General features: G+C 27.7%; 14 protein-coding genes. 1 reads left to right on the top strand and 13 read right to left on the bottom strand.

The genetic code is table 11. The features are described from left to right. The first annotated feature begins 53 nt into the window (after positions 1-53). Entirely contained in the window at positions 54-968 is a 915-nt protein-coding gene (gene cysK, locus ACLR9T_RS05955) for a cysteine synthase A (RefSeq protein WP_413108619.1), read from the top strand. Between the two features lie 291 nt (positions 969-1259). Here cysK (ACLR9T_RS05955) and cysK (ACLR9T_RS05950) read toward each other — a convergent pair whose 3' ends face one another. The 13 genes from cysK (ACLR9T_RS05950) to ACLR9T_RS05890 form a co-directional block, all read right to left on the bottom strand. Further along, positions 1260-2192 carry a cysteine synthase A gene (cysK, locus tag ACLR9T_RS05950; protein WP_413108618.1) on the bottom strand — a complete coding sequence of 311 codons (933 nt, stop codon included), beginning with the start codon at positions 2190-2192 and terminating at the stop codon, positions 1260-1262. A gap of 316 nt (positions 2193-2508) precedes the next feature. Continuing rightward, complete coding sequence (locus ACLR9T_RS05945; RefSeq protein WP_413108617.1) at positions 2509-4161, bottom strand: ABC transporter ATP-binding protein; 1653 nt, start codon at positions 4159-4161, stop codon at positions 2509-2511. Next, complete coding sequence (locus ACLR9T_RS05940) at positions 4148-4585, bottom strand: S24/S26 family peptidase (RefSeq protein ID WP_413108616.1); 438 nt, start codon at positions 4583-4585, stop codon at positions 4148-4150. The genes ACLR9T_RS05945 and ACLR9T_RS05940 overlap by 14 nt, the downstream gene beginning before the upstream one ends. Further along, a complete protein-coding gene (locus tag ACLR9T_RS05935) occupies positions 4578-4841 on the bottom strand; it encodes a PqqD family protein (RefSeq protein WP_413108615.1) in 264 nt (87 codons plus the stop codon). Before ACLR9T_RS05935 ends, ACLR9T_RS05940 begins: the two co-directional genes overlap by 8 nt. Further along, positions 4841-5545, bottom strand: coding sequence for a hypothetical protein (locus ACLR9T_RS05930; RefSeq protein WP_413108614.1), 705 nt, complete (start codon positions 5543-5545; stop codon positions 4841-4843). Before ACLR9T_RS05930 ends, ACLR9T_RS05935 begins: the two co-directional genes overlap by 1 nt. Continuing rightward, positions 5532-6713, bottom strand: a complete 1182-nt coding sequence (locus ACLR9T_RS05925) for a nucleotidyltransferase family protein (protein ID WP_413108613.1) — start codon at positions 6711-6713, stop codon at positions 5532-5534. The genes ACLR9T_RS05930 and ACLR9T_RS05925 overlap by 14 nt, the downstream gene beginning before the upstream one ends. A gap of 65 nt (positions 6714-6778) precedes the next feature. After that, on the bottom strand, positions 6779-9643 hold the full coding sequence (locus tag ACLR9T_RS05920; protein WP_413108612.1) for a hypothetical protein: 2865 nt from the start codon (positions 9641-9643) through the stop codon (positions 6779-6781). A 12-nt stretch (positions 9644-9655) separates the two neighbouring features. Further along, positions 9656-9928, bottom strand: coding sequence for a hypothetical protein (locus ACLR9T_RS05915; protein ID WP_413108611.1), 273 nt, complete (start codon positions 9926-9928; stop codon positions 9656-9658). Between the two features lie 22 nt (positions 9929-9950). Continuing rightward, the gene (locus tag ACLR9T_RS05910) at positions 9951-10079 is read right to left on the bottom strand and encodes a hypothetical protein (RefSeq protein ID WP_413108610.1); all 129 of its coding nucleotides are present in this window, start codon (positions 10077-10079) and stop codon (positions 9951-9953) included. Between the two features lie 241 nt (positions 10080-10320). Continuing rightward, positions 10321-10755 carry an RrF2 family transcriptional regulator gene (locus ACLR9T_RS05905; protein ID WP_413108609.1) on the bottom strand — a complete coding sequence of 145 codons (435 nt, stop codon included), beginning with the start codon at positions 10753-10755 and terminating at the stop codon, positions 10321-10323. A 55-nt stretch (positions 10756-10810) separates the two neighbouring features. Continuing rightward, positions 10811-11548 carry a YiiX/YebB-like N1pC/P60 family cysteine hydrolase gene (locus ACLR9T_RS05900; protein ID WP_413108608.1) on the bottom strand — a complete coding sequence of 246 codons (738 nt, stop codon included), beginning with the start codon at positions 11546-11548 and terminating at the stop codon, positions 10811-10813. Positions 11549-11559: 11 nt separating this feature from the next. Continuing rightward, positions 11560-13704 carry a Tex family protein gene (locus ACLR9T_RS05895; RefSeq protein ID WP_413108607.1) on the bottom strand — a complete coding sequence of 715 codons (2145 nt, stop codon included), beginning with the start codon at positions 13702-13704 and terminating at the stop codon, positions 11560-11562. A gap of 129 nt (positions 13705-13833) precedes the next feature. Next, positions 13834-14119 (bottom strand): LPXTG cell wall anchor domain-containing protein (locus ACLR9T_RS05890; RefSeq protein WP_413108606.1); only part of this gene is annotated, 286 nt, incomplete at its 5' end.

The raw sequence follows: 14119 nt of genomic DNA, 5'->3' as shown, positions 1-14119 counted from the left end.
TTTTGTACCATAAATAACATTTTTATGATATAACAAAAAAAAGGAGTGATTTTATGGGTACAAAAAAAAGTGTCTTAGAAACAATTGGAAAGACCCCTCTTATTCAAATCAATCGTTTTAAAGAAACTAAAAATTTAAAAAATAATTTATATGCAAAAGTAGAATTTTTTAATCCTGGAGGAAGTGTCAAAGACCGAGTAGGATTAAAACTAATTTCTCAAGCTTATCAAAATAAACAAATCAATGAAAAAACAACTATTATTGAACCTACTAGCGGTAATACCGGAATTGGTTTAGCAATTGCCTGTGCCATTTATAACAATGAATTAATTTTAACTATGCCAGAAACTATGTCAATAGAAAGACAAAAATTACTAAAAGCTTATGGGGCAAAAATTATTTTAACTGCTGGAGCCAAAGGAATGCAAGGCGCAGTTGATAAAGCTAATGAACTAGCTCGTAAAATAGAAAATAGTTATATACCAGGACAATTTATAAATCCTAATAATCCACTTGCTCATGAAGAAACAACTGCATTAGAGATAATCGAGGATTTTGAAGAACACATTGACTATTTTGTTGCTGGAATCGGTACTGGTGGAACAATTACTGGAATAGCCCGCGTATTAAAAAAGAAATATCCTAATATTAAAATCATCGGTATTGAGCCTAAAGATTCTCCATTGATTACCAAAGGAAAAGCTGGTCCTCATGGTCTTCAAGGAATCGGCGCTAATTTTATTCCTGAAATTCTTGACTTAGATTTAATTGATGAAGTAATTACTGTTACAACTGAAGAAGCATATGATACTGCAAGAATATTTGCTAAAAAAGAAGGACTATTAGTTGGGATATCTTCTGGTGCTGCATTATATGGAGCTACTAAAATAGCTGATCAAAATAAGAATATAATTGTTCTATTACCTGATACAGGGGAACGATATTTATCGACTGATTTATTTGATTAAAAATCGTATTAATATTTAATATGATTTTTTATTTTCAACGAATAATCTTCACCTATATTTAATGTTCAAATAAAAAACATGTTCAACTATAAATTTTATTTTTTTAATACAAATTTCTTAAATTTATTTACTTGAAAAAATCTATATTATAATTAACATACATATAAATGTTTACTTATTTATTTATAATGTTCTAGTTTTATTTTTTATTGAAATATTTTCACTCTTAAAATAGTTATCTATTTCCTATCTGGTTATATCACAAAAAAGATATTATCAAAAAGATAATATCTAGTCTTGTATTACTAATTTTGTTGACAAATAACGCTCTCCAGTATCCGGGAATAATACAACTATATTTTTATTTCTATTATTTTCCTGCTTTGCTAAAAGTGTAGCACCATATAAAGCTGCTCCTGATGAAATTCCAACTAATGTTCCTTCTACTTTTGCAATTTCTCTACTAGTTTCAAAAGCACTTTCATTAGATACTGTAATTATTTGATCATAAATATCAGTATTTAAGGTATTAGGAATAAATCCTGCTCCTATTCCTTGAATCATATGTGGTCCAGAAATCCCTTTAGAAAGAACTGGCGATCCTTCAGGTTCAATTGCTACGATTTCTATAGTGGGATTTTTTTCTTTTAAATACTTTCCTACTCCACTAATAGTACCACCTGTACCAATTCCGGCTACAAAAATATCAATCTTACCTTCTAATTGTTGATAAATCTCTGGACCAGTAGTTAAATAATGAATATTAGGATTGGCAGTATTTTCAAATTGACTAGGAATAAAAGCATTAGAAATCTCTTTAGCTAATTCTTTTGCTTTAGCGATTGCACCATTCATTCCTAAACTTCCTGGAGTTAGCACAACTTTAGCTCCATATGCTTTTAATAAATTGCGTCGTTCTATTGACATAGTTTCTGGCATAGTAAGGATTACCTGATACCCCAATGAAGTTCCCAATGACGCTAAACCTATCCCAGTATTACCACTAGTTGGTTCAATTATAACAGAATCAGGTTTTAATATATTATCCTCAATAGCCTTAAATAACATTGCTTTTGCGATTCTATCCTTAACACTACCTGCAGGATTAAAGAATTCTAACTTTGCATATATATTCGCTTCTAATTGATGTTTAGATATATAATTATTTAATTTTAAAATAGGTGTATTACCTACTAATTCGCTAATATGATTATTAAATGTCATGTTCATTTCCTCCAATAATTTTTATTATTAACAATAATTAATGATTTATAACTCATATATTCCTACTGATTTACTATGATTATAGATTATTAATATGCCAATGTCAATTAAATAGAACCAAAATCACTTTTTTAAATACAGTATTTTCTTTATTTAAATTATCTTTATAATCATAAACATGAATATTATTAAAACAGAGATCAGACATTTAAATTTACTGTATTTAAAAGAAAAAATCTCCTCAGAATTTTCAACAATAAAAATGTTCAAATAATCTATAAAATAGAATTACTCGAACATCTAAAAAGATTAAAATTTATAAAATTTTACCATTTTTAATCTTAATAATCATATCACAACATTCAATAGCTGCACTTCTATGAGAAATACAAAGTACTGTCTTTTGTTGAAAATGCCTTAGATTATCTAACAATTTTCTTTCTGTATCAGAATCTAATGAAGCAGTACACTCATCAAGCAATAAGATTGGAGCATCACTAACAATTGCTCTAGCCACTGCAATTCGCTGCCTCTGACCTTCTGATAATCCTACTCCACGTTCTTTTAAAATAGTATCTATACCATCTGTTAAATCATCTATCACTTCTTTTAAACAAGCTATTTCAACAGCTTGTTCAATTTGTTCATCAGTAGCATTTTGATTACCAAACAGAATATTTTCTTTAATCGTTCCTGATAAAATCATATTACCTTGAGGAACATATGAAAACATATTTCTTGTTCCTGCATCAATTATGATCTCATCATTTTTAGTTTGAATGAACATCCTACCACTATCTAATTTAATTAATCCTAGCAACAAATGAAATAAAGTCGTTTTACCATTACCTGATTCTCCAACTATAGCAATAACCTTTCCTTTGGGAATATAAATAGAAACATCATTTAATACTTCTTTATCTTTATAAGAAAAATTGCCATGTTGTAAAACAATACCCTCAAATTGAGAATAAAATTTCGTTATATCTTCTATTTTATATTCATTACTTTCATCTTTTAGACTATATACTTCTATTAAACGCTGAGCAGAAGCAATCATTGTATCATATCGAGAAACTAGGCTAGATATATTACGAAATGGCGTTTTGATTTGTTCAATAATTTGTAAAAAAGCTGCCAATGTCCCAAATGTCAAAAGACCTCTAGAAATCTGAATTGCTCCCCAGCTAAGAGCTGCATAATAACTAACTGACATCATAACATAGATACTTGTACTTGCAATATTGCTAATTGTATTTTGCTTTACTCGAAGTTGATAATTATATTTCTGTTTTTCATCTAATTGTTCACTAATTGAAGTCTCGTTAACAAATGATTTAATTACAATTACATTTTCAATACATTCTTGCATAAATGAACGTACTACTCCATGTGACCTCTGTACTTCTTTATGAAGAATACGAAACTTCTTACTATAGAGACGACTGCAAATTACAGAAATTATACCAATTACCAATATTATTAAAGTGAATTCAACATCTATTGAAAGCAAGACACAAATTCCCCCAATTATTTTAGTAATTAATGAAAATATTTGAGGAATGAAATTTACAATTCCTGCAGCTACGATCTCAACATCACTAGTAAAACGATTCATTAATTCCCCTGAATGCAAACTTATAATTTCCTGATATTCTTTTTGTAATAATGTTTGTAATAATTGCTTTTTTATACTATTTTCTATTTTAGCCTGTGAATATACCCTGCAATTACTCGAAATAACATTTGCTAAGGCTTGAAATGCAATAATTAAAAATAAAAATAAGGATGTATATAGAATTGATCCAGTAATATTCTTTGTTGCAATGTCTAGTACTTTCTTGGATACTATAGCTAATAAAATAAAACTTCCTGAAATAAGTGTACTGATTATAGTTAATAATACAATCATCCATAAATAACGTTTACTACTATTATATATCCATCTAATAGATTCATTTTTTCCCATCATTTATTTTCCTCAGACTATTAAAAACTCTTAATATATATATTATAATTTTTCTAAAATACAGTGAACCACACCAAAATCTAATATATAATTTATACCAAAATGAGGATATATCAATATATTTATTCCCACGATAAAAACCATCCATAACTCCTAAAATCTGTTTATCAATAATACCAAATTCTATTTTCCATTGATTATCACCACAAATATCATATCCTTTATTACTGATTTTTAAAACCCGATGTAAAATATACTTCCCATTACTTCTTTTATATAAAACAACATCATACTTTTTAGGAATTCTCTTTTTGATAACCACAGTATCTATATCTGGTCGTATTAATGGTAACATACTATTTCCAAGTGGTTGAGTAATCAAGTAGCCGTTATTTGATATGATATCTTCAAATTTCTCATTCATCAATCAAATTATCTTTTCTTAACTTTTCAATAAATAATGCAATATCTTGTCTGGCTTTTTCTTCAGTTATATCATATTTATCCAACATTAAAGTTAGTATTTCTCCCATATCTTTATTATCTTGTAACAGTTGCCAAATAAATGCTCCAGTTTGGTTAAGTTGAATCATCCCTTTAAAATGGCTCTGATTATTAACTGGAACTACCACATAATTATCTGCCAACTTTCTAACTACAAATCCTGGTTTTATTTTCATTATTCATCACCTTTCATCTTATTATAAGCCATTAATGCAGCTTCTTTAGAAATATTACATTTCATCTGATAAATTGGTACTTTTTTTAAAACAACTTCTAACATTTCAAACAAATCATCAACCATAGTTTGCTGCTTAGGTAAAATTGTTTGTTGCAATATAAGTGAAATACTTTTTTTAGAATCAATTAATGTAATACTATTATTAACCCCTCTTTCAAGCATACAAATTGCCTGTAATGGAACTTTTAAGTTTAAATTTTCATTAGTCTTACCACTAAATGGCGTTCCATATACATAACATTTACCATCTTCGATTCTAATCGCTGGCTTATCATCATTAATAATTTCTGCTTTATCCCCAAAGCATTCCTGCCATAATTTAGTATGCGTTGACTTTCCTGTACCACTTGAAGCTGAAAATAAATATGCTTTATAATCAATAACTACAGCAGAAGCATGAAGCATAAAACCACCAAAGTTAATTAATTTACGATAAAATTCTGATCCAGCAAATATATATTCGCACTGTTCTAATGTTAAATGTGAATTTTCTTGTTGCTTTGTATAACAAAATTTACTAGTAATTGACAATTTAATATCTGATTTTTGCTTATCAATTCGATATGCTTCCATTTGATTCTTTAATAAAGGATAAATTGGTTCATATTCAACTATACATCCAGCTATTTTATAAAATCCCATCTTTGTCAAGTCCTACTTTCTTTAAAACTCTATCTGCTTCTATCATTCCCCATCTATTAAAAGGCCTTTTTATTATTTTAATAAACTCATTTTTATCATATATAATTTTTGCAATACCACGATGGATCCAAGCAATAGGTAATAAAAAAGGAAAACAATCTAAATATGAATATTTCTCTTTCATGTTTTTTAAACATGGAAAAACTATCTTGTATAACATTTTAATTCTATTTTTAATAATCTTATTAGTTTTATTCCCGTCTTTCAATATTTGATTATTTAAACTATTTTGACTTGTACCATATGCACCACTATTAATAATATAATTAATAAGGTCATCATTTTCAAATTGATAATTATCATCCAAACAATTTTTCAATATTTTTTTCATTTCCTTTTCGAATATCAACAAATCAGCTTTATTTAAATTAGATTCAATATAATTACGATTACAATTTGTTTCTAATTTATTTTCAAAAACTATAAAATCTAAAAGCATTCTAATACCAACACCACCATATTTAAAATGCTTTGCCATATGTCCAACCATAAAAAGATAAAAATCATCAATTGGCATTTCGTAATTATATTCACTGTTATTGGCTTTTATACAACGTTGCCAAATACTTTCTAACAATGTGTTTAAATAATCATTATCACTGTAACAATGTCGATGCATTTCAACTGTCATATATGGCTTTTTTATATAAATATCATGATGTCCCCCAAGTGCATATATCTGATAATCAATTTCTAATAATGCCTGTTTTACTAATTCTGTTTTTTCATCTTTGAATAAAATATCTAAATCAGTTAGAAAACGCATATCAGGAGATGGATAATATTTTTTAAGAATACTCCCCTTTAATGGAATATTTTCAATTTTATATTCTTCAAATTTTTTCTGTATCATCTGTAATTCATAATATTGATTAATTTCTCTAACCTGTCCTTTTTGCATTGCTAATTTAAACCGCTTATAAATCTCTTCTGGCATGTATCCCTGTTTATTTGATAAATAACCAATGATATTATCAATATGATGAAATTTACATAACTTATATATATAATCCCAATCTAAACCTTTTTCAACTGTTAGTGTATAATTGTCACTTAATACTGCTTTTAACATCTTAAATATATACTTTTGTTCTCTTATTTTATTCACTAGCCCCTCCAACTTATATAGAATAAGAGCTAATAAATTACTAGCTCTTATATATTTAAATACAATTATTTAACAACAAACTCTTTTTCAAGTTTATATGTTTTACCATCTTTATCTACATCAATCATAATCTTATAAGTAGCACCAACAGTTAACTCTGCATTCATAATATTAATATTTAATTGTTTTTTATCATAGTCCATACTTGTACTTAATGTTAGTTTTCCTGGTAATGTACCACCTGAAACTACAGCAAATGTAATTCTATTATTCCATGAATATGATTGATCAGGTACTTCAGTAAATTCAACTATTATATCAGTTCCCCAATAAACTTCAGCCTCAACAGATTTTATATCTATTGGCAAAACTGGATCAGGATCTACTGGTGGTACATATTCAGGAATCTTATCAACATGTGAAGCATACCCTGCTTGATAATTACCTGCCTTATCTACATATACCATGAATACACTTTTATCAGTTCCGTTGTATGGTATCTCAATATCATTATAACCTGTAAACATTTCTTTTTTTGTAGCACTTACCTTACCATTTATAACATCTATTGCTTTTGGTGTGTTATTTTCGCTTCCAATAGCATTGTTCCATGAATATGTGCCAATATACCATGTTCCAGCTTCATCAGAAGTAAAGCTAAATTTTATTCTATCTTCTGCAGTCCGTTCAACTTTCTCAGAAGTTACTCTTGGAGGATTAAAATGTACAACAAATTTCTTTTTAGCTACTGTTCCATCACTAAAGGTAATTTTAGCTGTATACTGATTATCATAGTGACCATAATTTTCTGGAATAACAATAGTATATGTTAAACGATCTTGACTTGTTGTTAAAGTAGCTTTGTCAGTTGTAATTGCTGAATTTGCAGGACAAATAAATGAGAAATTTTGCAAAGTTAAAACTTCTTTTGGAGCTTTATTTAATTTAATTGTAATTGTATTTCTTGGATTTTCTTCAACAGAAATAATTTGATATTTATTAGAAATATTTGGATCTTCTTGTACTTTTCCATTAATTTCCAATGGTCCATGGACTTCAGATGTTCTACCATCATACGATTCTAATACATAATATAATCGGTAGCTAATTTCTTTAGTAAGCCCACTAATCAATACTTTATTAAATCCAGTTTTAATCTCTTGTCTATAACCTTTTTTAACTAAATCAACATTAATATCATTATTTTTTCTTGATTTTTCAATTATTTGTGTATGTCCAGGAATATAAATATATACATATCCACCTTCATCAACATCAAATAAATCCAATTCTGCTCTAGTTTCTTCACTTCTTAAAACTGTTGCATTAGTTACTGTAGGACAATTTACTTTATATGAAAAATCTTTTTGAATAACATTTTCTTTATCTAATACAATAGAGAATGTATAAGTATCATCTTTTGCAAAAGTAGATGTTGAAATATTATATGTCTTATTATCATCAGTTGTAACATTTAAAATAGTCATTAAGGTCCCACCATGACATATAATCGCCATATCTTCTTTTGTTAACGACTCTTTAGTAGCATTAGATAAAGTAACAATCATACGATTCATACCTTTTACTTCAATAGATTCTATACTATAATTAACTGTTATTTCAACATTGTTATTTCCTTTATCTTCAACTTTATCAACATTTCCATTACCGGTAATAATTGTTCCAGAACCATTAAGTATAATATTTCCAACACTTGCATTTAATTCAAAATTTGAACCACTTGCACTATTTGAAACAGTTACATTTCCGATAACATTGTTGATTACTGTATCATCTACCTTGTTATTAATATTTAAGTTATTAATTTGACCATTACCAGATACTGCAATATCGGCATTTAAAATAACATTATCTGCATTTTTATTTAGTATTAAACTACTTCCTTTAGCATTTATATCTACTACTACAGTGCCAACAGGAAGATTAATCTTTAAATCAGCAGGATTAGATAGTGTTAATCTATTAATCGTTAAATTACCATTTACAGTCATATTATTTGAAACATTTAGAGCCGGTACATTAGTTCCTTGTTTTAAATTTAAAACTACATTACCAGAAGAGCGAACACTTCTAGTTTTCATAACTGTATCGATACTATCAAAAATAGTTTTTTCAGCATTAATTGTAACATTAGCTTCACTTGAGACTTTTAGATTCCTAATTCTAATATCACTAAAATTAATTTGCCCTGATTGTACAGAAGAATCAATTATAACATTTTTATAATTTCTTACACTGCTACTTCCCTTTAAATCATAATTACCATTAACAATAACATCCTGTGTAATTGTTAATGTATCACGATAAAATCCTTTATATTCATCACAAACATCAATTATATTTTGTACAATCCAATTCTTTTCTTCGCTGCTTCTTTCTAAAGAGCCCACCATTTCTTGAGCAACTGTATAACTAGATTGCATTAAAGTTTGTTCAGAATAAGCAATATCATCATCAATTTTAATATATGCTCTTGCAGCATATCTCGTATTAAAATTAGAATCTTTAAGTCCTGTTAAAACACCAGTAAAATATACTTTATTATTTTCAATTTTTAGATTTTGATTAGCTACGATTTTCATAGGTGTATAAGTTGTACCTTTTGATATATATTTACCATCAATAGTTAATTCAGCACCATTATTAGCTTCTAATACAGAACCAGGCAAAATAATAGTTCCATATTCAACTGTTTTGCCAGAAGCTTTTAATTCATTTAAATAATCCTGATCAATAGATGAAATAATTCGTAATCCCAATTTATCATTTATACGCATCTCCATTGAATCAGTACTTAATTTTTCATCAACTTTAGCTTTTTCAGCAGCAAATAATACTCCAAAATTTCCAATAATCATGGTGAAAACAAGCGCTAAACTTATCCATAATTTTTTACCTTTAAAATTCATTTCCTCTCTCCTTTATTCTGTTAGATTCCAAGGTATCTCAGCTTCATTATCCCCAAATGAATCTAAGTTTTCATCTTGATTAACTTTATTTTGATCAAGATTTTGATTACTTTTTTCATTATTACTTTCATTTATATCTTCAAAATTTTGCTGTGGAACTGAACCTTCTTCAATAGATTGCTTGTCCCCATTTTGAATATCTTTACTATTTGTTTTGTTAAATATAAATACCGTTATAATAATCAAGACAGCTGCAATAAATCCAAAAATCATTTTCTTTTTCATTTTAGTCACCTATAGATAATTATTAATCCTCAATACCTCCCCAATCAGGTGGGAGTTCACCATCATTATCTCCAAGACCGCTCATTAAAATAACATCTTCGGTGTTAAATTTAATTACCTCAATTTCAGGTACTTCATATTTTTCTTTCATAATTTCCTCCATCTTTTATAAAATTTCTTAATAGATAATAATCAGAATATCATGCTTCAAGATTATTTATTTGTGATAATTCTGTGATATTTGACATCCCAATTAAAATCAGTATCGATTTTATCTAATCTAATTAAAAATTTCAATAATTATGTATCAACTTTTAAAAAAAATTGATAATTACGTTAAATTTTAATTATTATACTAATTATAAATTTAAACAAAAAAAAGCCCGAAGGCTTTAAATAGAATAATTATTTATTTGGCTATTTGCTTGAGTAATTAAATCCTGAAGTGTAATTCCATCAACATAATCCTTAATAACTTTATCCAACCCCTGCCAAAAGGGTAATGTAAGACACTCATTACTACGCAAACAGAAATTATTATTTTCTTTTAAACAAGCAATTGGCGCCAAATCTCCTTCAGTAATTCTTAATATATCTCCAACAATGTACTCTTCTGGTCGTTTAGTTAAGCGATATTCACCAGCATTTCCTCTCAAGCTCTGTAAATAGCCTGCTTTATTTAATAAAGAAATTATCTGTTCAAGATATTTAATCGTTAATTCTTGTCGCTTGGCAATATCTTTTAATGGTATAAATTTACCATCATCATGCATAGCAATATCCAGCATGATTCTTAAAGCATAACGTCCCTTAGTTGAAATTTTCATTTATGCTCACCTCAATATAATAATACTGATATTATTGACCGAATACAAGCAAAAATTAGTCATTTATACTATCTATTATGCAATTATCTTTTTTTTCTAATAAAAAACTATGTTCAATATTATCTAAAGTTTCCAAAAAATCACTTAAATCAGTAGGTGTAATAAGTATATGATCTAAAATGTTAGTAGTTTTTGTTATCTCAATATCAACTGCTTTTAATGCATAATATACCAATTCACTACAATAAAGTGTTTTATCATCATAGGTAACCATACTATAATCATATGGTGTCCCTAAATAATCTAAAGCGCAAAATAAGTACGTTTTTATAAATTCATTACTTTCATTAAAACGATACCCTGAAAGAGCTTTAAGATACGACTCTTCTTTTAAATTTGCCATTTGATCAAATGTTCTAACTTTAACACCTGATGAATTACTATCTAAAACAAGAACCTCATCTTGTGTTTGATAATGCTTGATTATCTCTTGATAATATTTATCCTCAGGTCTAAAAAAAGCTAAAAACTGTTGATAACTGCCAATATAAAAAACTGTATGTTTCCATCTTCCTGGAATAGCATATGAACTTAAATAATTTGTATTTTCAATATTTATAATATCTCCAACTTTAAAAATATCTGTATACTCTAACAACTCACTATATTCAATAACCTCTTCTTTTTTAATTGGTTTGCTTTCTACAGCAACAGTTTTATCATTCATTTTATTTTCAAACGAACAACCACTAATTATTAATAAAAATACTATTCCAAAAAGAAATTTTTTCATCAACTCATCCTTTAATCTTTTATCATACTTAGTCCGACACGATGTTTATTAATATCAACATCAATAACATAGACTTCAACAATATCTCCTATACTTAGTTTATCCAAAGGATGCTTAATTCTTTCATGTGAAATTTTAGAAATATGAACTAATCCATCATTTTTTAATCCTATATCAATAAATGCACCAAAATCAACTACATTTCTAACAGTTCCTTCTAATACCATACCTGGTTTTAAATCGTCAATTTTTAAAATATCTTTTTTTAATAACGGAGTTGCATAATTATCTCGTGGTGAACGATTTGGTTTAATAAAACTATCAATGATATCATCTAAAGTATAACTATCAATTTGTAATTCATTCATTATTTCTTCTTTATTTAGATTTTCTAATTTTTCTGCTATTTCTTTAGTTCCCAACGCTTTTTCATCAACCCCGATCAACGCTAACAATTTTTTTGCCTGTAAATAATTTTCTGGGTGAATTGCAGTAGCATCAAAAGGATCATTAGCTCCAGGAATTCGTAAAAATCCAATTGCCTGTTGATAAGTTTTAGCACCTAACTTACTAACATTCATAATTTCTTTGCGATTAGTAAATTTTCCATTTTCATCACGATATTTAATAATATTTTTTGCAACTCCAGTATTTAATCCAGCTACATATTGAAGTAACGACACAGAAGCTGTATTGATATCAACTCCAACATTATTAACTGCTTTTTCCACAACAAAATCTAATTGTTCTTCTAATTGTTTTTGTGCAATATCATGCTGATATTGACCAACACTAATTGCTTTAGGTTCAATTTTTACTAGTTCTGCCAAAGGATCTTGTAATCTACGTGCAATTGATACTGCTGAACGTTCCTCAACCTGATAATCAGGGAATTCCTCCTTTGCCAATTTACTAGCTGAATAAACAGAAGCTCCAGCTTCAGAAATAATTGCATAATCAACATTAAGATTATTATCTTTAATTAATTGTGAAATAAAGGCTTCACTTTCACGACTTGCAGTACCATTACCAATAGCTATGATTTCAATCTTATACTTTTTAATAATATCTAAAAGTACTTTCTTTTCTTTATCATAATTATTTTTAGGAATCGTAATAAAGACTTTATCAATTTTTAATACTTTTCCAGTTTGATCTACAACGGCTAATTTACACCCAGTACGATAAGCAGGATCTAATCCCAAAACCATCTTATCCTTCAATGGTGCCTGCATTAGCAATTTTTCCAAATTAATAGAAAAAACCTTTAATGCTTGTTCACTTGCTTTTTCTGTTAATTCATTACGAACCTCACGTTCAATTGAAGGTAATAATAAACGATTTAAACTGTCTTCCACAGCTTTAAATAAATATTCATCTACACTACTATTTCTATTTTTAGTAATTCCACGATTTATATATTGAATTAAAAAATCTTTATCTACTACTATATTAACTGTTATTACTTTTTCATTTTCTGCTCTATTTATTGCTAGAATACGGTGAGATACAATTCGATTAACTCGTTCATGATACTCATAATACATTTCATATACTTTAGTTTCATCAGGATTTTTCTTTTTAACCTTAGTTTCAATTATCCCTGATTTATATATAATGTCTTTAACAAATTTACGATATTTAATATCATCACTAATAACTTCAGCAATAATATCTAAAGCTCCTTTAATAGCATCTTCAATAGATTCTACTTTCTCATTTAAATATTTTTTAGCTTCTTGACTAATATCTCCTTTTGGTAAAGATAAAATCCATTTACTAAAGGGTTCCAACCCTTTAGCTTTAGCTTCAGTTGCTTTGGTTTTTCTTTTCTCTTTATATGGACGATATAAATCTTCAACTTCATTTAACTTTGTTGCTTTTAAAATATCATTTTTTAATTGATCTGTTAACATACCTTTTTCATCAATCAATCTAATAACATCTTCCTTACGCTTTAATAAACTAACCTGATATTGATAATATTTATCAATACTTCTAATTTGATCTTCATCTAAACCACCTGTTGCTTCTTTACGATAGCGTGCAATAAATGGAACTGTATTCCCTTGTTCCAATAATGACAATACTGCATTTATTTGTTTTTCAGTTATTTCTAACTCTTTTGCTGCTATTTTAATTATCTCTTCGTTCATAATTACTCCTTATTATATAATCTTAACTCTAATATTTTATCTCAATTTAATAAAATATCAACTCTTGAAATTAAAATGTTTTGTAATTATAAAAGAAAGCCCAAATAATCAGGCTTTCTAAGATACAAATTATTTCTTTTTCTTTCTAGATAAATATGCAATTACACTTAATGAAGTTACTGCCCCTAATGTTGCAGCTAAATTACTAGTATCTCCAGTCTTAACAGCAGCTACTGTTGTGTCTCCTGGTTTTACAGGATTAACATCATTATCCACTGATGGATTAGCTTCTAATCCTGCCATTGCTTTTGTTAATCCATTTATCGCATTTTCTACCTGGTCTTTTGTTGCTTCTGGATCATTTAATATTGCATTTGCTTTTGCTACTTCTTCATCTACTACTTTTAATGATGCT

The organism is Thomasclavelia sp. (genome assembly GCF_047249845.1).
Taxonomy (GTDB): domain Bacteria; phylum Bacillota_I; class Bacilli_A; order Erysipelotrichales; family Coprobacillaceae; genus Thomasclavelia.
The sequence above is the reverse complement of the archived record's forward strand: the minus strand, read 5'-3'. Positions and strand labels throughout refer to the sequence as shown.

Excerpts from the sequence above, each read along its gene's own strand:
- cysK (WP_413108619.1), top strand. The coding sequence starts at position 54 with ATGGGTACAAAAAAAAGTGTCTTAGAAACAATTGGAAAGACCCCTCTT.
- cysK (WP_413108618.1), bottom strand. The coding sequence starts at position 2,192 with ATGACATTTAATAATCATATTAGCGAATTAGTAGGTAATACACCTATT.
- ACLR9T_RS05945 (WP_413108617.1), bottom strand. The coding sequence starts at position 4,161 with ATGGGAAAAAATGAATCTATTAGATGGATATATAATAGTAGTAAACGT.
- ACLR9T_RS05940 (WP_413108616.1), bottom strand. The coding sequence starts at position 4,585 with ATGAATGAGAAATTTGAAGATATCATATCAAATAACGGCTACTTGATT.
- ACLR9T_RS05935 (WP_413108615.1), bottom strand. The coding sequence starts at position 4,841 with ATGAAAATAAAACCAGGATTTGTAGTTAGAAAGTTGGCAGATAATTAT.
- ACLR9T_RS05930 (WP_413108614.1), bottom strand. The coding sequence starts at position 5,545 with ATGGGATTTTATAAAATAGCTGGATGTATAGTTGAATATGAACCAATT.
- ACLR9T_RS05920 (WP_413108612.1), bottom strand. The coding sequence starts at position 9,643 with ATGAATTTTAAAGGTAAAAAATTATGGATAAGTTTAGCGCTTGTTTTC.
- ACLR9T_RS05915 (WP_413108611.1), bottom strand. The coding sequence starts at position 9,928 with ATGAAAAAGAAAATGATTTTTGGATTTATTGCAGCTGTCTTGATTATT.
- ACLR9T_RS05910 (WP_413108610.1), bottom strand. The coding sequence starts at position 10,079 with ATGAAAGAAAAATATGAAGTACCTGAAATTGAGGTAATTAAATTTAAC.
- ACLR9T_RS05905 (WP_413108609.1), bottom strand. The coding sequence starts at position 10,755 with ATGAAAATTTCAACTAAGGGACGTTATGCTTTAAGAATCATGCTGGAT.
- ACLR9T_RS05900 (WP_413108608.1), bottom strand. The coding sequence starts at position 11,548 with ATGAAAAAATTTCTTTTTGGAATAGTATTTTTATTAATAATTAGTGGT.
- ACLR9T_RS05895 (WP_413108607.1), bottom strand. The coding sequence starts at position 13,704 with ATGAACGAAGAGATAATTAAAATAGCAGCAAAAGAGTTAGAAATAACT.